Here is a 26,286-nt window from a genome sequence, read left to right as displayed (position 1 = left end):
TGTGATGTGAAACGCAGCAAACGAAAAACCCAGCAAGGCGCCGTGGCCATCGAATTCGCCATGCTATTCGGCGTGTTCTTCGTGGTGGTTTACGCAATCATCGCCTACAGCATTCCCATGCTGCTGATGCTGACCTTCAAGCAGGTCAGCGCCGATGCTGCTCGTGCCACGCTGCAGGTCGACCCCGGCAATGCCGCCTATACGCAGTTGCTCAGCCAGGAAATCACCCGCGTGGTGGAAAGCAGCTGGCTGCCGGACAGCTGGCTGGGCGGTAACTGCCCGGCACCGGAGCAGGATGCCGCCGGCTTCAGTTGGGCCAGCCTGCCCGGCCAGAATGGCCATCCCTCCTACGGCAATATCGCCCTTGATGCCCGTGACCCCAGCGCCCCACGCTACGTGCTGCACGTGTGCCTGCAACGCCTGTACAACCACGAGGGCGCCAGCGATCAGAGGGCTATCGTGCCGACCCTGAGATTGCTCGGTCTCAGTATTCCCAGCCTCCCGGAGGAAGGCGGCAATGTGGTGATACGCGGCGCCACGACGATAACCCTATAAACCGCGTCAGGCGCCGATCACGCCGCCATCGTCACGGCTGATGACCATCACCGAGGAACGTGGATGGACACCAGGGCGATGATCCGGGAAGGTCGAGCCGCCCTCTTCACCGGGATGCTGAATGCCCACGAACATGGTTTTGTAGTCCGGCGAAAAGGCCAGCCCTGTCACCTCGCAGCCCACCGGGCCAACCATGAAACGGCGGATCTCGCCTGTTTTGGGGTCGGCACAGAGCATCTGGTTATTGCCCATGCCGGCGTAATCACCCTTGTTGCTGTACTTGCCGTCAGTCTGGATCCACAGGCGACCGCCGCCGTCAAAGCCGACACCATCCGGGCTATTGAACATGTTGTCGGCATTGATCCCGTGGCTACCCGCCTGAGCCGTACCGGCATGCACAACGGGGTTGCCGGCGACCACGAACAGATCCCATTCGAAATCAGCCGCGGCCGCATCGTCACCGTGCTCGCGCCAGCGCAGGATCTGCCCGTACAGGTTGTTGGCTCGCGGGTTCGGCCCGCCAACCGGCTGACCTTCCTCGCCACGCTTGCTGTTGTTGGTGAGAGTGCAATAGACCTGACCGTCTTGCGGGCTGACGGTGATCCACTCCGGGCGATCCATCCGCGTGGCGCCGACCTGAGTACCCGCCTGACGCGCACGGATCACCACGTCGGCCTGGCTGGCGAAGCCCTTCTCGGCGCTCAGGCCGTTCTTGCCCGCCGTCAGCTCGATCCAGCGGCCACGACCTTTGGGATGATCGGCATTGCCGTTACCTTCGTCGAAACGCGCCACATACAGCGTGCCATGGTCGAGCAGATGACGATTGGCCTTGGCATTGCCGCGATCGAGGCGATCACGGGTGATGAATTTGTAGATGAACTCACCGCGCTCGTCGTCGCCCATGTAGACCACCACGCGACCATCGCGGGTCGTGGTCAGAGCAGCGTTCTCATGCTTGAAACGGCCAAGGGCGGTGCGCTTGATCGGTTTGGCTTGCGGGTCGAACGGATCGATTTCGACGATCCAGCCATGGCGGTTCAACTCGTTGGGCGTCTTCGCCAGATCGAAACGCGGATCGAAGTGGTGCCATTCGTTTTCCGCGCTGGCATGCAGCACGCTGAAGCGCTTCTGATCGGCAGTGAACTGCAGGCCTGCATCGCTGCTGCCGAAGCAGTCGCTGAAGTTTTCTTCACAGGTCAGATAAGTGCCCCAGGGCGTCTGGCCGCTGGAACAGTTCTGGAAGGTACCGAGAACCTCGATGCCAGCCGGGTCGGCGGCGGTCTTGAGCAGCTCGTGGCCACGTGCCGGGCCGCTGACGTCCATCGGCAGGTTGCCATGCACCCGGCGGTTGTAAGGCGAGCCCTGAACGAACGTCCAGCCACTGGCGCCGCGACGCACTTCGATCACCGTCACGCCCTCGGCATTCTGCGCCTTGCGCACGTCCTCGGCGGATTTCGGCAAACCGCCGTGAGCCAGCAGGTAGCGGTAATTCACGTATTCATTGTTGATGGCCATCAACGCGCGATCCGCGTCGCCCGGCCAGGGAAAGAAACTCATGCCATCGGTGTTGTCACCGAACTGCTGCAGCTGCTCGGCAGCAGTGTTGCTGCCATCGCCCTTGAACGCCGGGCCACTGGCATGCAGCGGCTGGCCCCAACTGATCAATGTGCTGAACGAATAACCGGGCGGCAAGGTGATGGTATCGGCCGCGGACGCAGCAATGTTGTTGAAGCCGAGCAGCGGGCTGCCGACCGTTGCACTGATCGAGTCGGCCAACACGCTACGGCCCAGCAGACCACCACCGAGAAACAATGCGGCGCCAGTCAGCGCGCCTGCGCCGATGAAACGGCGTCGGGAAAGGGTCAAACGTTCAAGGTCAGTCAATTGATCGTCATGCATCATGGTGCTCCTGCTTTCTTCTGATGCGCAGGGACGCTATGTCACTAACATGACGATTGGATGACGAGTGTTTGCAGCGCGTGTCTGGCCACGGCGAAGTTATCGACAGGCAGGGTGATGTTCACAATTACCGTGACTTAGTCTGTGGATAACCTGGTAGCTCTCAGCCACAGGCCGCACACACTATGGCGTTCAGATATCTGTACAGAATCTGACCAGCTCGGAGTAGTTATACACATCTATCCTGAATAAGCTCTTTAACTATCTGTGGATAAGATTCTGTAGCCCATATATAGCGGAGCTTTCAAAGCTTTGTATAGTTTTCGATCTATATTCGCAAAGCTATCGAGGCCACATGGATCAATAGCGCCGCGTGCTGATCAACTCGTCCAGCACCTGGGAAGTTACCCGAAACACCACTGACGTATGATCCTCGCCCGGCTCGATATGGAAGTCGCTACGCAGCCCATACTGCGACAGACCTTGTAGGCGCTGCTGCAGGGCACGGGCATCCTGAATCCCCTGAGGCGCCTCACGATCACCTATCAACAGCGTCAGGCTGCTGTGGATAAGATCCAGCTGACCCGAGTGGGCCTGTTTGACGAAAGCCTGCTCATGCTCCAGCAGATAGCGATCACGCCACCACAGACTCGGACTGATCGCTACCACGTGCTGGAACAACGCGGGCCGGGTGAACAGCGTATAGATGCCAAACATCCCGCCAAAGGAATGGCCGACCAGGCTGCGCTGATCCTGATCGACCTTGAAGCGCTCGGCGACCCTGGGCATCAGGCGTTTCTCGATGAAGTCGAGGAACAGATCCTGCCCACCCTGCGCCGGTGTATTGCGCTCGGCGGGTTGCGGCGGCGACAGGTCGAACGCGCGGCGCTCGAAGTCTAGGGGCGTGTCGCTCGGATAACCGATGGCCACCAGAATCGAACCACGCAGCCGCTCCTGGGCACGCTTGGCGGCATGGAAGGCCGGAAAGTAGGCATTGCCGTCGAGCAGGTAAATCACCGGGTAGCCGCCGGTGTGGGGCACGTCGCCCTCCGGCAGGCTGATCATGATGCGGTACTCGCGCCCTTCGGCGCTTTTCATCATCCATTGCTCGGTACCGTCCAGCGCCACCGGCTCGGCCTGGGCGACCGCCAGGCTGCCCAGCAGTAGCACGCTCAGCAACGCACGCCACCAGCCAATCGCGATCACCAGTTATAACTCAGGCTGGTGACCATGCTGCGCGCTTCGCCGCGGTAGCAATTGCTGTCCTGGCAATTGATATAGCGCTTGTCGGTCAGGTTGCGGGCATTCAGAGCGAGGCGCACACCGTCCATACCGCCACCGAAGTCGTAGTGCACACCGGCATCGATCAGGGTGTACGCCTCATTCTTCAGGGTGTTGTCGCCGTTGCCGTAGGTGCTGCCGGTATAACGCGCACCACCCGATAGGCCGAGCCCGAACGGCAGGCGGTAATCCAGCCACAGTGATGCCATGTGGCGCGGTACGTTCTTCGGTGCCTTGCCCTGGTAGTCGCTGTCTTTGGTGACTTCGGCGTCGTTGAAGCTATAGCTGGAGGTCATTCGCAGGTTATCGCTCAGGTCTGAGACCGCTTCCAGTTCCAGACCGCGAGAAACCTGCTCGCCGGTCTGAACCTGAAAGCTGCTGTTTGCCGGATCCCGCGTCACCACGTTGGTTTGTGTCAGGTGGTACAACGAGGCCGTGAGCAGGGTGCTGCTGCCCGGCGGCTGATACTTGAGGCCAATCTCGTACTGTTCGCCCTCGCTCGGCTCGAACAGTTTGCCAACGGAGTCGGAACCACTCTGCGGCAGGAACGAGGTCGCATAGCTGGCGTAAGGGGCAAGGCCGTTGTCGAACAGATAGAGCGCACCTAGCGATCCGGTAGTAGCCGAATTGCTGGTCTTGCTGTTGACGTCTACGCCGAACTGGTCGCCATTGGAGCGCGCATGCACCCAGTCACGACGTAGCCCAGCAGACAGGCGCCAGCGGTCGAGCTCGATCTGATCCTGCAGGTACATGCCTGCACGGTGCTCCAGGCCGTCCCTGTCGACCAGAATATTGTCCGGGGCAGAGATCGGCTGATGGTAGTCAGGCGCATCGAGATCAAGCGACGGAGCAGCACCCGTGGCATACACCAGGGCCGTGTCGAGCCAGGCGTAGTCCACCCCGCTAACCACGGTGTGCTGCAGATTGCCGGTGGCGAAACGGCTCACCAGGCGAGTATCTGTGGATAACGTGGACATATCCTCGTAGCTGCCTGCGGTGCTGCGAGGAAGAATGTTGTCGACGCTGACCGGCCCGACATCCAGGTACTGGTTGGTGGTATCCAACTGACCGTAACGCAGGTTCTGCTGCAGGCTGAAGGTCTCGTTGAAAGCGTGCTCGAACTCGTAGCCGATCGACCACTTGCGCTGCTCGAGCTTGTCGAAGTACTCGTCGCCCTGCCAGATGTTGGTAAGGCGGCCACCATCCTGATAGAGCATCGGTGACGCAGCCGTCTGCCGTTCCTGATACTGGGCCAGCAGCGTCAGACTGGTATCCGGGTCGATCTGCCAGCTCAGCGAAGGCGCCAGCAGGCGCGTGTTGTTGTCCATCTGCTCGATGGAATACTCGGCATCACGATAGACGCCCACAGTGCGGAACAGTACGTCGCCCTCTTCATCCAGCTTGCCGCCGATGTCGAACTGGCCCTGCCGGTGGTTGTAGCTGCCGGCCTGCACCTCCACCTGATTTTTCGCCAGCAGGCTTGGCCGCTTGCTCACCCGATTGACCATGCCACCGGGGCTTATCTGTCCGTAAAGCACGGATGCCGGGCCTTTGAGCACCTCGATGCGCTCCAGGCTGTAGGCCTCGATAGAAGGCAAGGCTAACCAACCACTGCCAGCCTGACGCAGACCATCCAGAAAGTCGGCGGACTGGGTGGTCTCGAAACCACGCACGTTGATGGTGTCGAAACGCGGATCCAGACCCGAGCCCCCGACTCGCACGCCCGCCGTATAAGCGACCGCATCCTCGACCCGGTTGACCTTGCGATCGGCGATCTGCTCGGCCGTCACCACGCTGATGCTCTGGGCGGTTTCCAGGATCGGCCGGTCGCTCTTGGTCGCACTGCTGGCGTTGCTGGCGAAGTAACCGCCCGCCGGTTCGAAGGCACTCTGCGTCGCTGCGGCTTCGATGCTGGTGGCGTCGAGTTGCACACTGGCTTCGGTCTTGCCCGGCAAGACCACGTAACCGGACGCGGTCTTTTGCGCGACCAAGCCGCTGCCACTGAGCAGCTTCGCCAGCCCTTCCTCTAGAGAGCCGCCACCGGCCAAGCCCTGGCTGCTAAGGCCACGTACCGCGTCTGGGGAGTACGACAGGGTGATGCCGGCGCGTTCGGCAAAGGTGCTCAGCGCCTGCTCCAGCGAGCCAGCAGGAATGCTCGGTGCAGCCACCGAGGACGTCGCTGAAGCAGCCTGCACCGACAGGCTCGCCGTGCCACCGATCAGGGCCAGCGCCAGGCAGATGGCACGGGGCAACGTACGGGGCTGAAGCTGAAACGGCAGGGGGCTGGCAGAACGCATGACGGTATCCATTGAGAGAGTGATTCCCTCTAACCGGACGAACCGGAAAAGTCCGACATTCGATTTAAAAATCGGGGTTTCATTTATGGTTGTAAGGCGGAAGCGGACGGTCGCGATCTCGTGGGAGGGGCTTTAGCCGCAAGCTCTATTGAAGAGCAAAGAGCTCGCGGCTAAAGCCCCTCCTACAAAAAGAAAGCTCTGCATCCACCGTCCGCTTCCGCCTTCAAACAGCCACTCGCGGTTCGCCTCAGGCCACCGGTATCACCCGTACCCACCAACGCGTACGCTCGACGATCTTCACTGGCAGCAGGTGGGTGATGTTGCGCAAGATAACCTCCGGCTCGTCCAGGCGGAAAACCCCGGAAAGATGCAGGTCGGCAACGGCGGCATCGCAGCCCAGCCACCCCTTTCGATAGCGCCCCGCTTCGGCCAGGAAGTCGGCCAGACGAATGTCGCTGACCACCAGCAGACCGCGTGCCCAGGCAAAGGGGTCGATAGGCCCTTGACCGAGGGTGGTCGTGCCGGTCGCAGAAACACCGACTCCCTCGCCGCCCCGCAGCCGCAACTGGCCGGTTGCGGTGGACACCAGCGCTTCGCCACGCTGCACCCGAATCTCACTGTAATCGTCATGCTCGCGCAGCAGCACGCTGGCATCGCGGCCCTGGCACGTGGCGAAACGGCAGCGCGCGTGCCAGTCCGCGCCCTCCACCAATGCTTCACCAGCGCGCAGGATCAACTCCTGCCCCTCTACATCCAAAGCGCTGCCGGTATTGAGCACCACCTCGGCAGCCGCGCCCAGGCTGATGCGCCAACGCTCACCCGTCGCAGTGGCGAAGTCGGCCCGCCAGGTGGGCGAGGTCTGCGTCACCAACAGCGTGGCACCGCCCGCCACCAGGCCGAAACCAAGTAACTTCAGCGTGCGTCTCCGGCCCAGGTCGGCTTCGGCGCGGCGCAATAAGGGGATGGTGTACGCGGCATCCGGCAGCTGGCTGGCCTGGAACAGCCCACCCATCTGCTGCAGGCGCTGCCAAGCCAGTCGATGACGCGCATCGCGCCCCAACCATTCCTGCAGTTGCTCATGTACCTCGCCACCAGCGTGATCGCGCAGACGCATCTGCCATTCAATGGCCGCGCATACGATGGCCTCAGGTAAACGCTCGGCGGCTACGCTCATAGCGCTGCCTCGAAGCAGCCGCGGTAACAGTGCAACAAAGCGCTGGCCACGTGCCGCTCGACGGTACGGCTGGAAATGCCCAGTTGCTCGGCAATCTGTTGATGGGTCAGGCCGCTGAGCTGATAGAGCAGGAAGGCCTCGCGTATGGCGGGCTTGAGGCCGTCGAGCAAGGCGGCGATTCGCTCCAGGCACTCTAGCGCTTCGTGGCGTACTTCCGGCGACGGGTGACTGGCTTCAGGCAACTGTGCCAATGCGTCGAGGTAGGCACGCTCCAGCGCATCACGTCGCCAATGGTCGATCACCAGGCCGCGGGCGATACGAACCAGCAAGGCGCGCGGGGCGCGATCACTGATCGGCTTGCCACGCGTCAGCAGCCGCACGAAGGTGTCCTGAGCCAGATCCGCCGCCTGCTGCGAACAGCCGAGCGAACGCCGCAGCCAGCCACTTAGCCAGCCGTGGTGCGTGCCGTAGAGAACATCGAGCGGAACGATGGAATCCGTTTCAGGTAGCGACATGGACGCCCTCCGAGGCCGACAAGCGCAAACAACAGCGTGGATATGCTGGCGACCGCGCACATTATTCGCGAATCGTTCTTATTACAACCACTGACGTAGATCAGCCGACGGGTAGAGTCAGGAAATACGGCCCAGCGCGCGATCCGTCCGGTAGCACAGCAATGGCAGAGATTCGAGCGCTGATATATGATCCATATACGTTTCGTATATCAGGAGCACCCATGGGCATCGTCAATATCGAAGATGAGCTGCACGACCAGATTCGTAAGGCGAGCAGCGTGTCGTGCCGCTCGATCAACGCCCAGGCCGGCTTCTGGATCCGCATCGGCATGTTGTGCGAGATGAACCCGACGCTGAGTTTCAACGAAGTGATCGCCGCAGAGATGCGCGCTGCCGGTGTAGTGCCCCCGCGCCATGTGGAAGCAGCGGTATGATCAAGAAGCCGGAAGAGATCGCCCTCATGGCGGAATCCGGCAGGCTGCTGGCATCCGTATTCAGCCATTTGGATAGCCTCAGTCTGCTGGGCATGTCGACCCTGCAGGTCAACGACCTTGTGGATAACTTTATCGTCCAGCAGCTCCAGGCCCGCCCTGCCAGCAAGGGGCAGTACGGTTATGCCTATGCGCTGAATGCCTCACGCAACGAGGTGGTGTGTCACGGCGTACCCAGTGCCAGCGAGGTTCTGCAAAACGGTGATCTGGTGAACTTCGATATCACCCTGGAGAAGAACGGCTACATCGCCGACTCCAGCAAGACCTACCTGATTGGCGAGGTTTCTCCACAGGCCCGGCAGCTTGCCGCAGTTACCTATGAAGCAATGTGGAAAGGCATCCAAACCGTGCGCCCGGGCGGGCGGCTGGGTGACATCGGTCACGCCATCGAAAAACACGCCCGCGCCCACGGCTACTCAGTGGTGCGCGAATACTGCGGGCATGGCATCGGCAAGGAAATGCACGAGCCGCCGGAGGTGCTGCACTGGGGCAAAGCAAAAACCGGCCTGACCCTGCGCGAAGGCATGGTTTTCACCATCGAACCGATGATCAACCAAGGCCAGCCTGGGGTGCGTACCGAACGCGATGGCTGGACCGTCGTAACCCGTGATGGCCAGCTGTCGGCGCAGTTCGAACACACCGTAGCGGTAACTGGTGATGGTGTACGCGTGTTGACGCTACGTCCTGAGGAACATCACTTACTGTCAGCTGACATTCACAAATGAGTGCTCCCTTGCGGAGCACTCATTGTATAGGAGCCCCTTTGGCATTTCGGGCTGGCACCACGCATACGCTTCCAGGGCTCGCGCTCATCCCTTTCGCTGAAAGCTGCTGGCTCACCAGTCAATCCGCCGCAGGTGCTCCGTAACGCCAGCGCGTGTAGTGATGCAGGGTCAACAAGCCGCAGATGACCATCAGCGGAATCAGCAGCACGCCCGAGATTATCGCGCCCCACCAGGCAACGCCCGATTGCCAGGTCTGCCCCTTGCCTTGCGCCACCACCACCAGCCGAGTGGCTACTTCAGCAAAGCGTGCATCGGGTGTCAGCACGTTTACCTGAAGGCGATAGTCCCCAGGCTCCATGGGAATGCGCGCTACGGCACGAGTAATCTCGTCACTGCCATAGCTGGTTAACTCTTGCCCTACGTCTCCCTGCCCTTCGGACACCCGCTCACCTGCCGGAGTCAGCAGCTTCCAGGCCACCGTCATCGGCGCTGGTGGGTACTCGACCCACTGCTCATTTTCCCAGATCGGTCCGCCAGACAGCTTGCGCACCGTATACAGCGGCAGCTCACCGGTAGAAAACACCACAGCCAGGGTATCGAACTCGAGGGTTCGAACCTTGACCGGAAATTCCAGGGTGCTGTCCTGGTCGAGCCGTACCGGCACATCCAACGGAAGCGTCGTCGCCCAGACAGAGAACAAACGAAGCGTGACAACCAACAGCAACAGGCTTAAACCCATGCTGGCCCAGAGAATCGCTTTGCTCTTGTGACTCAATGCTCGACTCCTTAACGACCGATCCAGCTAAAAAGATCTGCAAGGCTACGCGATATGCCTGCACATTTTCCGTTACTCAACCGTTACCGATTTTGCGAGATTGCGCGGCTGGTCGACGTCGGTGCCGCGCAGCACAGCCACGTGGTAAGACAGCAACTGCAGCGGCAGGGTGTAGAGGATCGGCGCCAGGGCGTCGTGGATGTGCGGCATGTTCACCACGTGGGTGCCTTCGCCATTGCTCATTCCGGCCTGCTCGTCGGCGAACACCAGCAGCTCGCCGCCACGGGCACGGACTACCTGCAGGTTGGACTTGAGCTTGTCGAGCAGCTCGTTGTTCGGCGCGATGGTGACCACCGGCATATCTGCATCCACCAGGGCCAGCGGGCCGTGTTTCAGTTCACCGGCCGGGTAGGCTTCGGCGTGGATATAGGAGATCTCCTTGAGTTTGAGCGCGCCTTCCATCGCCACCGGGTACTGAGCGCCGCGGCCCAGGAACAGGGTGTGGTGCTTCTCGGCGAACAGCTCGGAGACCTTCTCGACAATCTTGTCCATGGCCAGCGCTTCGTCCAGGCGGGCCGGCAGGCGGCGCAGCTCTTCGACGAGTTCGGCAGCCACACCGTCTTCCAGGGTGCCTTTGACCTGGCCGAGGGCCAGGGTCAGCAGCATCAGGCCGACCAGTTGAGTGGTGAAGGCCTTGGTCGAGGCGACGCCGATCTCGGGGCCGGCGTGGGTCAGCAGGGTCAGGTCGGATTCACGCACCAGCGAGCTGATGCCGACGTTGCAGATGGCCAGGCTGGCCAGGTAACCGCCGTCGGCCTTGGCGTTGCGCAGGGCGGCCAGAGTGTCGGCCGTCTCGCCGGACTGGGAGATGCTGACGAACAGGGTGTCCGGCTGCACCGCTACGCGGCGATAGCGGAACTCACTGGCCACTTCGACCTGGCAGGGAATGCCCGCCAGCCCTTCGAGCCAGTAACGGGCGACCATGCCGGCATGGTAGCTGGTACCACAGGCGACGATCTGTACGTTGCGCACCTTGGTGAACAGCTCGGCAGCCTGAGGGCCGAAGGCCTGTACCAGCACATGATCGCTGCCCAGGCGGCCTTCCAGCGTGCGCTGCACGACGGTGGGCTGTTCGTGAATTTCCTTGAGCATAAAGTGGCGGAACGCGCCCTTATCAGCGGCATCGGCGCCTTCGTGGTACTGCACCACTTCACGCTGCACGACAGTGCCGTGGGTATCCCAGACCTGCACGCTGTCGCGCTGGATCTCAGCGATGTCGCCTTCTTCCAGGTACATGAAACGATCGGTGACTTGGCGCAGGGCGAGCTGGTCAGAGGCGAGGAAATTCTCACCCAGGCCCAAGCCCACCACCAGTGGGCTGCCACTGCGCGCGGCGAGCAGACGATCAGGACGGGCGGCGCTGATCACGGCCAGACCGTAAGCACCCTGGAGCTGCTTGACCACCGCCTTTAGAGCGTCAGCGAGGTCGCTCTGCGTTTTCAGGGTGTGATCGAGCAGGTGCACGATGACTTCGGTATCGGTATCGGAACTGAAGGTATAACCCAGGCCCTGCAGGCGCTCGCGCAGCGGGCCGTGGTTTTCGATGATGCCGTTGTGCACGACGGCCAGTTGATCACCGGAGAAGTGTGGGTGAGCATTGTTCTCGGTCGGCACGCCATGGGTGGCCCAACGGGTGTGGGCGATACCCAGGCGACCCGGCAGCGGCTCGCTGCTCAGCGCGCTTTCCAGTTCGCTGACCTTGCCGACGCGACGACGACGCTGCAATGCACCTAGATCATCGACCAGCGCCACACCGGCGCTGTCGTAGCCACGGTACTCAAGGCGCTTGAGGCCCTCGACCAGCACAGCGGTGATGTTACGTTCGGCAATGCCGCCTACGATGCCACACATAGCGTTCTCCTCAGGAAGCGTCAGCTACCGCGCAGATCAACTGGATCCCGCGGGCCAAGAGTTGTTCACGCGCCTCATCAGCGAGGCGCTCGTCAGTAATCAGGGTGTGCACGCTGCTCCAGGGCAGCTCGAGATTGGGGATGCGGCGGCCGATCTTGTCGCTCTCGACCATCACGATCACTTCACGGGCCACCTCGGCCATCACCCGTGAAAGGCCCAGCAATTCATTGAAGGTGGTGGTACCGCGCTGCAGGTCGATGCCGTCGGCGCCGATGAACAGCTGATCGAAATCATAGGAGCGCAGCACCTGCTCGGCGACCTGGCCCTGGAAGGAGTCCGAGTGCGGATCCCAGGTTCCGCCGGTCATCAGCAGCACCGGCTCGTGCTCGATGTCGCTCAAGGCGTTGGCCACGCTCAGCGAATTGGTCATCACCACCAAGCCAGGCTTGTGGCCCAGTTCGGGAATCATCGCTGCCGTGGTGGTGCCGCTGTCGATGATGATCCGCGCATGCTCGCGAATCCGCGCCACACCGGCACGGGCGATGGCTTGCTTGTAAGGGGAAATCGGCTGACTGCTTTCGACGATCAGTTCCTGGGGCAACGGCACCGCACCGCCATAACGACGCAGCAACAGACCATTGGTTTCCAAAGCAGCGAGATCCTTGCGGATGGTCACTTCGGAAGTCGCGAAGCGCTTGGCCAACGCGTCCACGCTCACCTCACCCTGCTCGGCGAGCAAAGTGAGAATGGTGTGACGACGCTGCGGTGTGTTGCGCTTCGACATGCTTAAGTTTCGATTCGAAAGATAATGGAGCGAATCAAAACCTAACGAAGCTTTTGAGTCAAGTTACCGGGCAAGCAAATTCGCCAATAAAGTTATCCATAACTCCAGCTTTCCAGGACTTCTCCAGCTTTTCAGTTGAGGGTCAGCTTGACCCCAAAACCGATTAGAAACAGCCCAGCCAGCTTTTCGAGACCCCTGCCAATGCGAGGGCTGGCACGCATGCGCTCCGCCAGCAAATGGCTGCAGAGCACCACTATCAGCCCGTAAAGAAAGGTCAGTACCGCAATGGTCACGGCCAAAAAGCCGAAGGTGAGGATGCCTTGATGGCGCTGCGGGTCGATGAACAGCGGAAAGAAGGCCATGTAGAAGATGATGGCCTTGGGGTTGAACAGGGTGATCAGCAAGGTCTGCCGCAGGTACTGGCGCGGTTTTATATCCAGGGTTGGCGCAGCGCCTGGCTTGGCCAGCAACATCCGCGCACCCAGCCAGATCAGATAAGCCGCGCCCAGCCACTGCACCAGATGGAAGGCGGCGGGATAAGCCTTGAGCAACGCAGCCACTCCGGCTACAGCCAGCCACATCAGCACTTGATCACCGAGGATGATGCCCAAAGTCGATGCCAGACCGCCGCGAAACCCACCCTTGCCTGTGGATAAGATCAGCGCCAGGTTCCCGGGGCCGGGAATCGCCAGCAGCACGATGAAGGCCACCACGAAAGCGCTGTAATCCGTTACACCGAACATGCGTTGACTCCTGTATGCCGTGATGAAGCGAAGCCAGCTATCTAGCGGTTATCCACAGGCTCATCGGTAGCTGGTATTTCCTGGGTATCGCTTCGCTCAACCCAGGCTACGGATGCTTACCGCTTCTTTTCAGGACGCTGCCAGCCTTCGATATTGCGCTGGCGGCCACGGGCGACGGCCAAGTTCTTGGGTGGCACGTCATTGGTAATGGTCGAGCCGGCAGCCGTGTTGGAACCAGCACCAATATCCACAGGTGCAATCAGCGAGTTGTTGGAGCCGATGAATACATCCTCACCGATCACCGTCTGGTGCTTGTTGGCACCGTCGTAGTTGACGGTGATGGTGCCTGCGCCAATGTTGGTGCGCGCGCCGATGACAGTGTCACCCAGGTACGTCAGGTGACCCGCCTTCACGCCCTCGCCCAGCACCGCATTCTTCAGCTCCACGAAGTTACCCACATGGGCCTTGGCTCCCAGCACGCTGCCAGGGCGCAGACGGGCGAACGGGCCGCAATCGGCGCCCTCACCCACTTCTGCACCTTCCAGATGGCTGTTGGCCTTGACGATGGCGCCCTTGCGCAGGGTGCTGTCCTTGATCACGCAGTTGGAACCGATCTGTACGTCGTCCTCGATGACCACCCGGCCTTCGAGAATCACGTTGATGTCGATGGTCACATCGCGGCCCACGGTGACATCGCCGCGCACATCGAAACGATGCGGGTCACGCAGGGTGACGCCCTGCGCCATCAAGCGGCGGGCGATGCGCTGCTGGTAATGACACTCCAGCTGCGACAGCTGGATGCGGTCGTTGGCACCGAGAACTTCCATCTCGTCGGCGGCACGCTCGGTGGCCACCACCAGGCCGTCGGCCACTGCCATGGCGATCACGTCGGTCAGGTAGTACTCGCCCTGGGCGTTGCTGTTCGACAGCCGCCCCAGCCAGTCGGCCAGGCGCTTGCCCGGCACGGCGAGAATCCCGGTATTGCCTTCGCGGATCTGCCGCTGCGCTGCGCTGGCATCCTTGTGCTCGACGATGGCCTGCACCACGCCCTGATCGTCCCGCACGATGCGGCCGTAGCCGGTCGGATCGGCAAGTTCGACGGTGAGCAGGCCGAGCTGGTCATCATTGACCAGAGCCAGCAGGCGCTGCAGGGTCGCGGTCTCGATCAGCGGCACGTCACCGTAGAGAATCAGTACGGTCTCGGCACTGAGCTGCGGCAGGGCCTGGGCCACCGCGTGGCCGGTACCGAGCTGCTCGGCTTGGATGACGAAATTCAGGTCGTCCGCCGCCAGTCGCTCACGAACCTTCTCGGCGCCATGCCCGATCACCACCTGAATGCTCTGTGGCTGCAGGCTGCGGGCAGTGTCGACGACGTGACCGAGCATGGGCTTGTGGGCCACCGGGTGCAGCACCTTGGGCAGAGCGGAACGCATGCGGGTGCCTTGGCCGGCGGCGAGGATGACGATATCGAGGGACATGGGGAGCGGTTCCTTGGCAATCGCAGCCACACGGGTCGGCTGCGAAATGAAAACGGCAGAAAAGCAAAAGGGTAGCCAAGGCTACCCTTTTACCAAGCAACGATGAAGCCCGTAGGTATCAGCTACCGCCGAACTTCTTGCGCAGTTGCTGGACGGTGCGCAGCTGAGCTGCGGCCTCGGCCAGACGCGTAGCGGCAGAACCGTAGTCGAACTCGGCACCCTGCTCGCTCAGCGCTTTCTCGGCAGCCTTGACGGCTTCCTGGGCAGAGGCTTCGTCCAGGTCGGCGGCACGTTGCACGGTATCGGCAAGTACCTTGACCATGCTCGGCTGCACTTCGAGGAAGCCACCGGAGATGTAGAACACCTCGGTTTCGCCACCCTGCTTGACCAGACGAATCGGGCCCGGCTTGAGGTCGGTGATCAGCGGTGCGTGGCCCGGGGAAATCCCCAGATCACCCAGGTTGCCGTGGGCGATCACCATTTCGACCAGACCGGAGAAGATCTCGCCTTCTGCGCTGACGATGTCGCAATGGACTGTCATAGCCATATCTAGCCTCACGTAAGCGCCCGTTGCCAGGCGCACGGGTGATTACAGTTTTTTCGCTTTCTCGATGGCTTCTTCGATGCCGCCGACCATGTAGAACGCTTGCTCCGGCAGGTGATCGTAATCACCTTTGAGGATGCCGCTGAAACCAGCGATGGTGTCCTTCAGGGAAACGTACTTGCCAGGCGAACCGGTGAAGACTTCGGCCACGAAGAACGGCTGGGACAGGAAGCGCTGGATCTTACGAGCACGGGATACCAGCTGCTTGTCTTCTTCCGACAGTTCGTCCATGCCGAGGATCGCGATGATGTCCTTCAGCTCTTTGTAGCGCTGCAGCACGTACTGAACGCCGCGAGCGGTGTCGTAGTGCTCCTGGCCGATCACGTTCGGGTTCAGCTGGCGCGAAGTCGAGTCGAGTGGATCGACCGCTGGGTAGATACCCAGGGAAGCGATGTCACGGGACAGCACGACGGTGGCGTCCAAGTGGGCGAAGGTAGTCGCCGGGCTCGGGTCAGTCAGGTCGTCCGCAGGTACGTATACGGCCTGGATCGAGGTGATCGAACCGGTCTTGGTCGAAGTGATGCGTTCTTGCAGAACACCCATTTCTTCGGCCAGGGTCGGCTGATAACCCACTGCAGACGGCATACGGCCGAGCAGTGCGGATACTTCGGTACCGGCCAGGGTATAGCGGTAGATGTTGTCCACGAAGAACAGAACATCACGGCCTTCGTCACGGAACTTCTCGGCCATGGTCAGGCCGGTCAGTGCTACGCGCAGACGGTTGCCTGGTGGCTCGTTCATCTGACCGTAGACCAGGGCTACCTTGTCGAGAACGTTGGAGTCCTTCATCTCGTGGTAGAAGTCGTTACCCTCACGAGTACGCTCACCCACACCGGCGAACACGGAATAACCGCTGTGCTCGATGGCGATGTTACGGATCAGTTCCATCATGTTCACGGTCTTGCCGACACCGGCACCACCGAACAGACCGACTTTACCGCCCTTGGCGAACGGGCAAACCAGGTCGATAACCTTGATGCCAGTTTCCAGCAGCTCGTTGGAACCAGCTTGCTCGGCGTAGGTCGGCGCAGGACGGTGAATGCCCCAACGCTCTTCTTCGCCAATCGGGCCAGCTTCGTCGATTGGGTTGCCCAGTACGTCCATGATGCGGCCCAGAGTTTTCACCCCGACCGGTACCTGGATGCCTGCGCCAGTGCTGTCGACGTCCAGGCCACGTTTCAGGCCTTCGGTCGAACCCATCGCAATGGTACGCACCACGCCGTCGCCCAGCTGCTGCTGAACTTCCAGAGTGGTTTCGGCGCCGACTACTTTCAGCGCTTCATAAACACTCGGCACCTTGTCACGCGGGAATTCCACGTCGATGACGGCGCCGATGATTTGAACGATACGTCCGCTACTCATCTTTGGTTCCTCTGAATATTTGAACCGTTAAACCGCGGCAGCGCCGCCGACGATTTCCGAAATTTCCTGGGTGATCGCTGCCTGACGTGCCTTGTTGTAAACCAACTGCAGGTCTTTGATGATATCGCCAGCGTTGTCGGTGGCATTCTTCATCGCAATCATCCGCGCGGCCTGTTCGGCTGCGTTGTTCTCGACCACTGCCTGGTACACCTGCGACTCCACGTAGCGCACCATCAGCCCGTCAAGCAGCTGCTTGGCGTCGGGTTCGTACAGGTAGTCCCAGTGGTGTTTCAGCTCCTGATCCGGATCGGCCACCAGTGGAATCAACTGCTCCACGGTCGGCTTCTGGGTCATGGTATTGATGAACTTGTTGGAAACCACGGACAAACGGTCGATGCGCCCTTCCAGGTAAGCATCGAGCATCACCTTGACGCTGCCGATCAGATCATTGATCGACGGCTCTTCGCCGAGGTGGCTGATCGCAGCGACGACGTTGCCACCAAAGTTGCGGAAGAATGCCGCGCCCTTGCTGCCAACCACGCAGAGATCGATCTCCACGCCGCGCTCGCGGTTTGCCGACATGTCCTTGACCAGGGCCTTGAACAGGTTGGTATTCAAGCCACCGCACAGACCACGGTCCGAACTCACCACCACGTAACCGACGCGCTTTACTTCGCGTTCGATCATGAAGGGATGACGGTATTCCGGGTTGGCGTTGGCCAAATGACCAATTACCTGGCGGATACGCTCCGCGTAGGGACGGCTAGCTGCCATGCGCTGTTGTGCCTTGCGCATCTTGCTGACCGCCACCTTTTCCATGGCGCTGGTGATCTTCTGCGTGCTTTTGATGCTCGCAATCTTGCTGCGAATCTCTTTTGCGCCTGCCATTTCACACCTATCGGGTTAGCAGGCGGGCGCCATTTGGCGCCCGCTGCGGCTTACCAGGTTTGGGTGGCCTTGAACTTCTCGATACCGGCTTTCAGCTGGCCATCGATGTCGTCATTGAAGTCACCCTTCTCGTTGATCTTCGCCATCAAGTCGGCGTGATCACGGTTGAAGAAGGCGATCAGAGCCTGCTCGAAGCTGATGATCTTGGCGACTTCGATGTCGGTCAGGAAACCACGCTCAGCGGCATACAGCGACAGCGCCATGTCCGCGATGGACATTGGAGCGTATTGCTTCTGCTTCATCAGCTCGGTAACGCGCTGACCATGCTCAAGCTGCTTGCGGGTGGCTTCGTCCAGGTCAGAAGCGAACTGGGCGAATGCCGCCAGCTCACGGTACTGAGCCAGAGCGGTACGGATACCACCGGAGAGCTTCTTGATGATCTTGGTCTGTGCAGCACCACCCACACGAGATACCGAGATACCGGCGTTGACGGCCGGACGGATACCCGAGTTGAACATGGCCGATTCCAGGAAGATCTGACCGTCGGTGATCGAAATCACGTTGGTCGGAACGAACGCGGAAACGTCGCCAGCCTGGGTTTCGATGATCGGCAGAGCGGTCAAAGAACCGGTCTTGCCAGTCACGGCGCCATTGGTGAACTTCTCGACATAGTCTTCGGAAACCCGCGAAGCACGCTCCAGCAGACGGCTGTGGAGATAGAACACGTCGCCCGGGTAGGCTTCACGGCCTGGCGGACGGCGCAGCAGCAGGGAGATCTGACGGTAAGCAACGGCCTGCTTGGAGAGGTCGTCGTACACGATCAGAGCATCTTCACCGCGGTCACGGAAGTATTCGCCCATGGTGCAGCCGGCGTAAGGAGCCAGGAACTGCAGCGCAGCGGATTCGGAAGCCGAGGCAGCCACCACGATGGTGTTGGCCAGGGCGCCGGACTCTTCCAGCTTGCGAACCACGTTGGCGATGGTCGATTGCTTCTGACCGATGGCTACGTAGACGCAGAAGATGCCGCTTTTCTTCTGGTTGATGATGGCGTCGACTGCTAGAGCAGTCTTACCGATCTGACGGTCACCAATGATCAGCTCGCGCTGGCCACGGCCTACCGGGATCATGGCATCGACCGACTTGTAACCGGTCTGCACCGGCTGGTCGACCGACTTACGCCAGATCACGCCAGGTGCAACTTTCTCGACTGCGTCGGTGGCTTGAGCATTGATCGGGCCTTTGCCATCGATCGGGTTGCCCAGTGCGTCGACAACGCGGCCCAGCAGTTCCGGACCAACCGGAACTTCCAGGATGCGGCCAGTGCACTTGGCGCTCATGCCTTCGGCCAGGGTGGTGTACGCACCCAGGATTACAGCACCTACGGAGTCTTGCTCCAGGTTCAGTGCCATACCGTAGACGCTGCCCGGGAACTCGATCATTTCGCCGTACATGACGTCGGCGAGACCGTGAATGCGCACGATACCGTCAGACACGCTGACGACAGTGCCTTCGTTTCGGGCTTGGGAAGAGACGTCGAGTTTATCGATACGTCCCTTGATGATTTCACTTATTTCGGAAGGATTGAGTTGCTGCATAGCTCTGCTGCCCCTTCAAACTCAAGATTTCAATGCTTCGGCCAGCTTCGCGATTTTGCCGCGAACTGAGCCATCGATAACCAGGTCGCCGGCGCGGATCACGACACCACCAATCAAGGTAGCGTCCTCCGCAGCATGCAGGCGCACTTCCCGGCCGAGCCGTGCACTGAGAACCTTGGCGAGTTTGTCTTGCTGTTCATCGCTCAATGCGAAGGCACTGGTGACATCCACGTCGATCGACTTCTCTTGTTCGGCCTTGTACAGCTCGAACAGCGAGTAGATTTCCGGCAACAGGGCCAGACGATCGTTCTCTGCGACAACGTGGATGAAATTGCGTACCTGGGCGTCGAACTTGTCACCACACACCTCAACAAAGGTGGTGGCCTTGTCTGTACTCGTCAAACGCGGAGCCTTGAACACGCGCTGCAGCGTGGCGTCCTGAGACACCGCCGCTGCCAGGCCAAGCATGGCTGACCAAGAGGCCAGCTGCTGGTGAGCCTGGGCGTATTCGAAAGCCGCCTTAGCGTAAGGTCGGGCCAACGTGGTCAGTTCTGCCATGATCGCGCCCTCGCTTAAATTTCGGCTGCCAGTTTGGAAACCAGCTCCGCATGCGCGTTTTGGTCGATAGATACGCCCAGAATCTTCTCGGCACCACCGACGGCCAGAGCACCCACTTGGGCACGCAAGGCATCTTTGATGCTGTTGATTTCCTGTTCGATCTCGGCCTGAGCCTGAGCCTTCACACGATCCGCTTCGACGCGAGCCTGATCACGGGCTTCGTCGACAATCTGGGTACCGCGTTTCTTGGCTTGCTCAATGATCTCAGCAGCCTGTGTCTTGGCTTCGCGCAGTTGCTGACCCGCTTTCTCTTGGGCCAACTCCAGATCACGAGCCGCACGACTGGCAGCATCCAGACCTTCTGCAATCTTCTTCTGACGTTCTTGCAAAGCCGCAATGACCGGAGGCCATACGAACTTCATGCAGAACAGCACGAAGATGAAAAAGGCAACGGATTGGCCAATCAGGGTTGCATTAATGTTCACGCCAACACCTCGCTCGTTCGTTGTCCATCACACCAATCAACTCGAAAATTCGAGTGATCAGCCAGCGATTTGACCAACGAAGGGGTTCGCGAAGGTGAAGAACAGTGCAATACCAACACCGATCATGGTCACGGCGTCGAGCAGGCCGGCGACGATGAACATTTTCACTTGCAGCATTGGAACCATTTCCGGCTGACGCGCAGCGCCTTCCAGGAACTTGCCGCCCAGCAGGCCGAAGCCGATGGCGGTACCCAGAGCGCCCAGGCCAATCAGCAGTGCAACAGCGATCGCGGTCAGACCAACTACAGTTTCCATCTTTCCTCCCGACTTTTTACGTCGTATTGGTTTAGGTTTTTCTAAGGGTAAAGCGGTAAAGCAAAATCGTTACTTCCAATGCCCTTCCGGGCGCTCCAGCCAAGGCTGGAATCCATCGAAAACGCCACGCATCCTGCCGCCAGGGCAGTGGATACGCAGCACGTCATCAATGGCTGTCTTCGTGCGCCATCGACAGGTAGACGATGGTCAGCATCATGAAGATGAATGCCTGCAGCGTGATGATGATCAAGTGGAAAACTGCCCAGGCCCACTGCAGTACACCTGCCAGTGCTGCCAACAGAATGCCGCCGCCGAACATCACCGCGATGAGGATGAAGATCAGCTCGCCAGCGTACAGGTTGCCGAACAGACGCAGAGCGAGAGAAATCGGCTTGGCGATCAGGGTCACAAACTCCAGCAGGAGGTTGACCGGGATCAGCAGAATTTTCACGAAAATGTTCTTGGCACTGAACGGGTGCATGGTCAGTTCACCGAGGAAGCCGCCGATGCCCTTGACCTTGATGCTGTAGAAAATGATCAGCGCGAATACCGACAGGGCCATGCCCAAGGTCGCGTTCGGGTCAGTGGTCGGTACGGCGCGGAAGAACAGGTGCTCGTCACCGGCGATCTTGGCAGCAGCGACCGGAATCCAGTCAACTGGCACCAAGTCCATCAGGTTCATCAGGAAGATCCAGACGAAGATGGTCAGGGCCAGCGGCGCGATCAGCGCGTTACGGCCGTGGAAGGTGTCCTTGACGCTGCCGTCGACGAACTCGACCAGTACTTCAACGAAGTTCTGCAGACCGCCCGGTTGGCCCGAGGTGGCGCGCTTGGCGGCAGCCTTGAACAGGAAGATGAAGATCAGGCCCAGCACCACAGAGATGCCCAGGGTATCGAGGTGGAAAGCCCAGAAGCCCATTTCTTTGGCTTCTTCAGCGGAGTGGGCGAACCCCCAGCCATTCACCGGATGCTGACCATAGGTCAGATTCTGCAAGTGATGCTGGATATAACCCGAAGCGGTTTCTGCAGCTGCCATAAATCCCTCAAACGCTCTAAGGCTTTAAAAGTTATCTCTTCATCAGCAAGGGTGCGAACCAGTTGACCAATTGGGTCAGCAGGAATACGCCAAACAACGCCAGCGCATCCAAAGGCTTCACACCTGCAAACACCAGCGCAAAAAGCACCGCTGTCAGAACCAGTTTCCCAGCTTCACCGGCGTAGAACGACCGGACGATAGCTTGGGCCGCCCGCGCTCCGGAAAACCGGAATGCCTTGTGGGCGAAGTACACATTTGGCAGCCAGGCGATCAGGCCACCGTACAAGCCTGAATATCCGCCGATCGAGCCCCGCCATTGCCAGCAGGCAGCGGCAAGAACCAATGCCACGATCAGTTGAGCCAGTAGAACAGGAAACACCGGCAGTCGATGGAATGGCAGGCGTTTTGGCGTGCGTATATCCATCATTTTTCCCGGTAGATCGTACTCAGACTTCGTTACCAAGCTAATCAATAACTTGGCACATTTTGTGCCGTCGAAATGCGCGCAGAGTATAGGGGTGGTTCCCACCCCATTCAACTGCCCGAAAGCCTTTTCGCACTAGTGCTGCGCGGGCAATTGTTTCAGCGGATGTGGGCTAGAACGCCCTGGAGTTCATCGAGGGAGTTATAGCGGATAACCAATTGCCCTTTGCCCTTCTGCCCATGCTTGATCTGTACCGGAGAGCCCAGCCGCTCAGCCAGGCGCTGTTCGAGGCGACTGATATCCGGATCGGTCTTGGTAGGGGCAACGGGCTTCTCCTGAGTGTTCAGCCATTGCCGAACCATTGCCTCGGTCTGACGGACGGTAAGCCCGCGTGCGACAACGTGTCGCGCTCCTTCTGTCTGCTGTTCGGCAGGCAAACCAAGCAACGCACGAGCGTGGCCCATTTCCAGATCACCATGGGAGAGAAGAGTTTTTACTTCTTCTGGCAAGGCGATAAGGCGCAGCAGGTTAGTGATGGTTACCCGCGACTTGCCAACGGCTTCGGCGACCTGTTGCTGGGTCAGCTGAAACTCCTGCTGAAGGCGCTGCAGGGCCATGGCTTCTTCGATCGGACTGAGGTCTTCGCGCTGAATGTTCTCGATCAGCGCCATGGCAATGGCCGCTTCGTCTGGCAGCTCGCGTACCAGCGCCGGGATGCGTTCCAGACCGGCTTGCTGAGTGGCACGCCAGCGGCGTTCACCGGCAACTATCTCGAAACGACCTTCGCCCACAGGACGCACGACGATGGGTTGCATCACACCGTGGGCCTTGATCGACTGGGCCAGCTCTTCGAGGGCAGTGGCATCCATATCACGGCGCGGCTGGTACTTGCCGCGCTGGATCAGATCCAGGGGCAGGTGCTGCAGCTCGCTGGTGTCAGCCTTGACCGCTTCTTCCTCCAGGGCGTCGACGCTAGAGCCCCCCAATAGGGCGTCCAGGCCTCGTCCCAGCCCACGTTTCTTGGCGGCCATGCATGAATTCCTTATACGTTTGCGGTGTGAGCGTTCGCACGCTGGCGGCGAACCAATTCGCCTGCCAGCGCCAGATAAGCGATCGCTCCACGAGATTGCTTGTCGTAGACCAGCGCCGGCATGCCAAAACTTGGCGCTTCGGCCAGGCGCACGTTACGCGGGATCACGGTTTGATAGAGCGTGTCAGGGAAATGTTCCTTGAGCTGCGCCGATACGTCGTTGGTCAGGCTGATGCGCGGGTCATACATGGTACGCAGCAGGCCCTCGATCTTCAGCGACGGATTGAGCAGCTTGCCAATACGCTTGATGCTATCGACCAGATCGCTCAGCCCCTCGAGTGCGTAGTACTCGCACTGCATCGGAATGATCACACCATCGGCGGCGACCAGAGCGTTGACGGTCAGCATGGACAGCGCCGGCGGACAGTCGATGAGGATGTAATCGTAATTCTCGCGGATCGGCGCCAAGGCGTAACGCAGGCGGCTCTCCTTCATCTTCATTTCCAGCAGGCCAACTTCCGCGGCGGTCAGGTCGCGGTTGGCCGGCAGCAGCTGGTAGCCGCCATGCTCGGAGAACTGCATGGCCTCGACCAGGTTGCACTCACCAACCAACACGTCGTAGATGGAATGCTCCAGCGCCTGTTTGTCCACACCGCTACCGGTGGTGGCGTTGCCCTGTGGATCAAGGTCGATGAGCAGCACACGGCGTTTGGTCGCAACCAGGGAAGCCGCCAGGTTGATGCAGGTCGTGGTCTTGCCCACGCCGCCTTTCTGGTTGGCGATTGCGAATACTTTAGCCATGTTGCCGTTCCCCCTAAACCGAGCGACGCAGTATCAACAGATGGCGTTGACCTTGGCAACCGGGAACCTTGAGCACGTGGGTTGCGGTGAGACGGAAGTCCGCTGGCAGTGCCTGCAGCTCGTCATCCGGATGCACGCCCTTCATCGCCAGCCACTGGGTCTGGGTATCGCCAAGGTGGCGCGTCCAGTTGGAAAAATCTTCCAGCGAGCTGAAAGCCCGCGAACAGATACCGCTGAACGGGTGCTCCGGCGTGAAGGCTTCCACACGACTGTGGATAACGTCCAGGTTGGCCAGCTTCAGCTCGAGTTTCACTTGGGTCAGGAAACGGGTTTTCTTGCCATTGGAATCGAGCAGCGTGAAGCGCCGCTCAGGAAACAGAATGGCCAGCGGAATACCGGGCATACCGCCGCCACTGCCGACGTCCAGCCAGTTATCCCCAGCCTCTGCGACGAAGGACACCACGCTGAGGCTGTCGAGCAGATGGCGCGAGACCATCTCGTCGGGGTCGCGCACGGCGGTCAGGTTGTAGGCCTTGTTCCACTTGATCAGCAATGCCAGGTAGGCGAGCAATTGCTCGTGTTGCTGCTCGGACAGAGTGACACCCAGTTCGCGGGCGCCTTGTTGCAGTTCTTCGGCATGACGGGACGTAACGGACATCAGGCGGTCTGCTCCAGCTGGCGACCGGCGCCACGTTTCTTCAAGTGGATCAGCAATAGGGAAATCGCTGCTGGGGTGACGCCCGGAATCCGTGATGCCTGGCCCAGGGTCTGTGGCCTGGCACTACCCAGCTTGTGCTGAATCTCTTTCGACAGACCAGAAATGTTGGGGTAATCGATGTCTTCCGGCAGCGCGGTATCTTCACTGGCGCGCAGACGAGCGATCTCGTCCTGCTGACGCTCGATGTAACCCGCGTACTTGGTCTTGATCTCGACCTGTTCAGCGACCTGTGGATCCTCAGCGCCTTCACCAGTCACGTCGACCAGGCCAAGGTAATCGATCTCCGGGCGCGACAGCAGGTTGAGCAGGTTGTACTCGTGGGTCAGCGGCGTGCCGAAACGCTCGACGATAGCATCGCCCTGAGGCGTGTTCGGGTGTACCCAGGTGCTTTTCAGCCGCTGCTCTTCGCGGGTGATGCCTTCACGCTTGGCCTCGAAGGCTGCCCAGCGTTCATCGTCCACCAGGCCCAGATCGCGACCCTTTTCGGTCAGGCGCAGATCGGCGTTGTCTTCGCGCAGGATCAGGCGGTATTCGGCCCGCGAAGTGAACATTCGGTATGGCTCTTGGGTGCCCAGGGTGATCAGGTCGTCGACCAGCACGCCGATGTACGCCTCGTCGCGGCGTGGACACCAGCTGTCCTTGCCCTGGGCGCGCAATGCGGCGTTGGCACCGGCCAGCAGGCCCTGTGCGCCGGCTTCTTCGTAGCCGGTGGTGCCGTTGATCTGCCCAGCGAAGAACAGGCCGCCGATGACCTTGGTCTCCAGGCTGTACTTCAGGTCGCGCGGATCGAAGTAGTCGTACTCGATGGCATAGCCCGGACGCACGATATGAGCGTTCTCCATACCGCGGATGCTTTGCACGATCTGCAATTGCACGTCGAACGGCAGCGAGGTGGAGATTCCGTTGGGGTACAGCTCATGGGTGGTCAGGCCTTCCGGTTCGATGAACACCTGGTGGCTGTCCTTGTCGGCGAAGCGGTGAATCTTGTCTTCGATCGACGGGCAGTAACGCGGCCCTACACCCTCGATGACCCCGGAATACATCGGCGAACGGTCGAGGTTGGCCGCGATGATTTCGTGGGTACGGGCGTTGGTGTGAGTGATCCAACAGCTCACCTGGCGAGGATGCTGTTCCTTGTTGCCCATGAACGACATCACCGGAATCGGCGTATCACCTGGCTGCTCGGTCATCGCCGAGAAGTCCACCGAGCGACCATCGATACGCGGTGGCGTACCGGTTTTCAGGCGACCGACGCGCAGCGGCAATTCACGCATGCGCTTGGCGAGGGCGTTCGAAGGTGGATCGCCGGCGCGACCACCGGAATAGTTCTGCAGGCCGATGTGGATAAGTCCGCCGAGGAAGGTGCCGGTGGTCAGCACGACGGAATCGGCGAAGAAACGCAGACCCATCTGGGTGACCACGCCTTTGACTTCGTCCTGCTCGACGATCAGGTCGTCAGCAGCCTGCTGGAATATCCACAGGTTGGGCTGGTTTTCCAGGATCTCGCGCACCGCGGCCTTGTACAGGATGCGGTCAGCCTGGGCACGGGTCGCACGTACTGCTGGGCCTTTTCGGCTGTTGAGTACGCGGAACTGGATGCCGCCCTTGTCGGTGGCAATCGCCATGGCGCCACCGAGGGCGTCGATTTCCTTGACCAGGTGGCTTTTGCCGATTCCGCCGATGGCCGGATTACAGCTCATCTGCCCGAGGGTTTCCACGTTGTGGGTTAGCAGCAGGGTTTTTACGCCCATGCGCGCCGCTGCAAGCGCAGCCTCGGTACCGGCATGGCCGCCGCCGATGACGATCACCTGAAAACGGGAAGGGAAATCCACCACGCACCTC

At 60.3% G+C, this 26,286-nt stretch carries 26 protein-coding genes; 3 read left to right on the top strand and 23 right to left on the bottom strand.

Annotation, left to right across the window (positions count from 1 at the left end; genetic code table 11):
* Positions 1-6: 6 nt before the first annotated feature.
* On the top strand, positions 7-555 hold the full coding sequence (locus tag ACZ0AI_RS17760) for a TadE/TadG family type IV pilus assembly protein (RefSeq protein ID WP_463563003.1): 549 nt from the start codon (positions 7-9) through the stop codon (positions 553-555).
* 6 nt (positions 556-561) lie between these two features.
* Here the strand turns inward: ACZ0AI_RS17760 and ACZ0AI_RS17755 are convergent, their stop codons facing one another.
* The 5 genes from ACZ0AI_RS17755 to ACZ0AI_RS17735 form a co-directional block, all read right to left on the bottom strand.
* Positions 562-2,454 carry a PhoX family protein gene (locus tag ACZ0AI_RS17755; RefSeq protein ID WP_463565964.1) on the bottom strand — a complete coding sequence of 631 codons (1,893 nt, stop codon included), beginning with the start codon at positions 2,452-2,454 and terminating at the stop codon, positions 562-564.
* 360 nt (positions 2,455-2,814) lie between these two features.
* Positions 2,815-3,660 carry an alpha/beta hydrolase gene (locus ACZ0AI_RS17750; RefSeq protein ID WP_463563002.1) on the bottom strand — a complete coding sequence of 282 codons (846 nt, stop codon included), beginning with the start codon at positions 3,658-3,660 and terminating at the stop codon, positions 2,815-2,817.
* Positions 3,657-6,032 carry a TonB-dependent siderophore receptor gene (locus ACZ0AI_RS17745; protein WP_463563001.1) on the bottom strand — a complete coding sequence of 792 codons (2,376 nt, stop codon included), beginning with the start codon at positions 6,030-6,032 and terminating at the stop codon, positions 3,657-3,659. Before ACZ0AI_RS17745 ends, ACZ0AI_RS17750 begins: the two co-directional genes overlap by 4 nt.
* 247 nt (positions 6,033-6,279) lie before the next feature.
* Positions 6,280-7,206 (bottom strand): DUF4880 domain-containing protein, encoded by a 927-nt coding sequence (locus tag ACZ0AI_RS17740; protein ID WP_463563000.1) that lies wholly within the window; start codon positions 7,204-7,206, stop codon positions 6,280-6,282.
* The gene (locus ACZ0AI_RS17735) at positions 7,203-7,721 is read right to left on the bottom strand and encodes a sigma-70 family RNA polymerase sigma factor (protein ID WP_463562999.1); all 519 of its coding nucleotides are present in this window, start codon (positions 7,719-7,721) and stop codon (positions 7,203-7,205) included. Before ACZ0AI_RS17735 ends, ACZ0AI_RS17740 begins: the two co-directional genes overlap by 4 nt.
* Positions 7,722-7,942: 221 nt before the next feature.
* Between ACZ0AI_RS17735 and ACZ0AI_RS17730 the strand changes: the two genes are divergently transcribed.
* Complete coding sequence (locus tag ACZ0AI_RS17730; protein WP_225836815.1) at positions 7,943-8,155, top strand: ParD-like family protein; 213 nt, start codon at positions 7,943-7,945, stop codon at positions 8,153-8,155.
* On the top strand, positions 8,152-8,937 hold the full coding sequence (gene map / locus ACZ0AI_RS17725; protein WP_463562998.1) for a type I methionyl aminopeptidase: 786 nt from the start codon (positions 8,152-8,154) through the stop codon (positions 8,935-8,937). Before ACZ0AI_RS17730 ends, map begins: the two co-directional genes overlap by 4 nt.
* A gap of 118 nt (positions 8,938-9,055) precedes the next feature.
* On the opposite strand, the gene ACZ0AI_RS17720 is transcribed toward map, so the two are convergent.
* The 18 genes from ACZ0AI_RS17720 to mnmG all read right to left on the bottom strand — a co-directional run bounded on the left by ACZ0AI_RS17720 (position 9,056) and on the right by mnmG (position 26,276).
* Positions 9,056-9,712 (bottom strand): hypothetical protein, encoded by a 657-nt coding sequence (locus ACZ0AI_RS17720; RefSeq protein WP_225836811.1) that lies wholly within the window; start codon positions 9,710-9,712, stop codon positions 9,056-9,058.
* A gap of 72 nt (positions 9,713-9,784) precedes the next feature.
* Positions 9,785-11,623: a glutamine--fructose-6-phosphate transaminase (isomerizing) gene (gene glmS / locus ACZ0AI_RS17715; protein ID WP_463562997.1), complete on the bottom strand. Its 1,839-nt coding sequence runs from the start codon at positions 11,621-11,623 to the stop codon at positions 9,785-9,787.
* 10 nt (positions 11,624-11,633) lie between these two features.
* Positions 11,634-12,407 carry a DeoR/GlpR family DNA-binding transcription regulator gene (locus ACZ0AI_RS17710; RefSeq protein ID WP_463562996.1) on the bottom strand — a complete coding sequence of 258 codons (774 nt, stop codon included), beginning with the start codon at positions 12,405-12,407 and terminating at the stop codon, positions 11,634-11,636.
* A 131-nt stretch (positions 12,408-12,538) separates the two neighbouring features.
* Entirely contained in the window at positions 12,539-13,150 is a 612-nt protein-coding gene (locus ACZ0AI_RS17705; RefSeq protein WP_463562995.1) for a LysE family transporter, read from the bottom strand.
* A 116-nt stretch (positions 13,151-13,266) separates the two neighbouring features.
* Complete coding sequence (glmU, locus tag ACZ0AI_RS17700) at positions 13,267-14,628, bottom strand: bifunctional UDP-N-acetylglucosamine diphosphorylase/glucosamine-1-phosphate N-acetyltransferase GlmU (protein WP_463562994.1); 1,362 nt, start codon at positions 14,626-14,628, stop codon at positions 13,267-13,269.
* 118 nt (positions 14,629-14,746) lie between these two features.
* Positions 14,747-15,175 (bottom strand): F0F1 ATP synthase subunit epsilon, encoded by a 429-nt coding sequence (locus ACZ0AI_RS17695; RefSeq protein ID WP_042554474.1) that lies wholly within the window; start codon positions 15,173-15,175, stop codon positions 14,747-14,749.
* Between the two features lie 42 nt (positions 15,176-15,217).
* Positions 15,218-16,594 (bottom strand): F0F1 ATP synthase subunit beta, encoded by a 1,377-nt coding sequence (gene atpD, locus ACZ0AI_RS17690; RefSeq protein WP_463562993.1) that lies wholly within the window; start codon positions 16,592-16,594, stop codon positions 15,218-15,220.
* Positions 16,595-16,621: 27 nt separating this feature from the next.
* Entirely contained in the window at positions 16,622-17,482 is an 861-nt protein-coding gene (atpG, locus tag ACZ0AI_RS17685) for a F0F1 ATP synthase subunit gamma (RefSeq protein ID WP_042556077.1), read from the bottom strand.
* A 50-nt stretch (positions 17,483-17,532) separates the two neighbouring features.
* A complete protein-coding gene (gene atpA, locus ACZ0AI_RS17680; RefSeq protein ID WP_225836803.1) occupies positions 17,533-19,077 on the bottom strand; it encodes a F0F1 ATP synthase subunit alpha in 1,545 nt (514 codons plus the stop codon).
* 21 nt (positions 19,078-19,098) lie between these two features.
* A complete protein-coding gene (locus ACZ0AI_RS17675) occupies positions 19,099-19,635 on the bottom strand; it encodes a F0F1 ATP synthase subunit delta (protein ID WP_225836801.1) in 537 nt (178 codons plus the stop codon).
* A gap of 14 nt (positions 19,636-19,649) precedes the next feature.
* Positions 19,650-20,120: a F0F1 ATP synthase subunit B gene (locus tag ACZ0AI_RS17670; RefSeq protein ID WP_225836800.1), complete on the bottom strand. Its 471-nt coding sequence runs from the start codon at positions 20,118-20,120 to the stop codon at positions 19,650-19,652.
* Between the two features lie 57 nt (positions 20,121-20,177).
* Positions 20,178-20,435: a F0F1 ATP synthase subunit C gene (gene atpE / locus ACZ0AI_RS17665; RefSeq protein ID WP_003097235.1), complete on the bottom strand. Its 258-nt coding sequence runs from the start codon at positions 20,433-20,435 to the stop codon at positions 20,178-20,180.
* Positions 20,436-20,601: 166 nt separating this feature from the next.
* Positions 20,602-21,471 (bottom strand): F0F1 ATP synthase subunit A, encoded by an 870-nt coding sequence (gene atpB, locus ACZ0AI_RS17660; protein ID WP_463562992.1) that lies wholly within the window; start codon positions 21,469-21,471, stop codon positions 20,602-20,604.
* 31 nt (positions 21,472-21,502) lie between these two features.
* Positions 21,503-21,895 carry a F0F1 ATP synthase subunit I gene (locus ACZ0AI_RS17655; RefSeq protein WP_463562991.1) on the bottom strand — a complete coding sequence of 131 codons (393 nt, stop codon included), beginning with the start codon at positions 21,893-21,895 and terminating at the stop codon, positions 21,503-21,505.
* A gap of 158 nt (positions 21,896-22,053) precedes the next feature.
* Positions 22,054-22,926 carry a ParB/RepB/Spo0J family partition protein gene (locus tag ACZ0AI_RS17650; RefSeq protein WP_463562990.1) on the bottom strand — a complete coding sequence of 291 codons (873 nt, stop codon included), beginning with the start codon at positions 22,924-22,926 and terminating at the stop codon, positions 22,054-22,056.
* Between the two features lie 11 nt (positions 22,927-22,937).
* Positions 22,938-23,726, bottom strand: coding sequence for a ParA family protein (locus ACZ0AI_RS17645; RefSeq protein WP_463562989.1), 789 nt, complete (start codon positions 23,724-23,726; stop codon positions 22,938-22,940).
* Between the two features lie 13 nt (positions 23,727-23,739).
* Positions 23,740-24,384: a 16S rRNA (guanine(527)-N(7))-methyltransferase RsmG gene (gene rsmG, locus ACZ0AI_RS17640; RefSeq protein ID WP_463562988.1), complete on the bottom strand. Its 645-nt coding sequence runs from the start codon at positions 24,382-24,384 to the stop codon at positions 23,740-23,742.
* On the bottom strand, positions 24,384-26,276 hold the full coding sequence (gene mnmG, locus ACZ0AI_RS17635) for a tRNA uridine-5-carboxymethylaminomethyl(34) synthesis enzyme MnmG (protein ID WP_463562987.1): 1,893 nt from the start codon (positions 26,274-26,276) through the stop codon (positions 24,384-24,386). The genes rsmG and mnmG overlap by 1 nt, the downstream gene beginning before the upstream one ends.
* Between the last annotated feature and the right edge of the window lie 10 nt (positions 26,277-26,286).

The organism is Pseudomonas sp. AC355 (genome assembly GCF_979258205.1).
The sequence above is the reverse complement of the archived record's forward strand: the minus strand, read 5'-3'. Positions and strand labels throughout refer to the sequence as shown.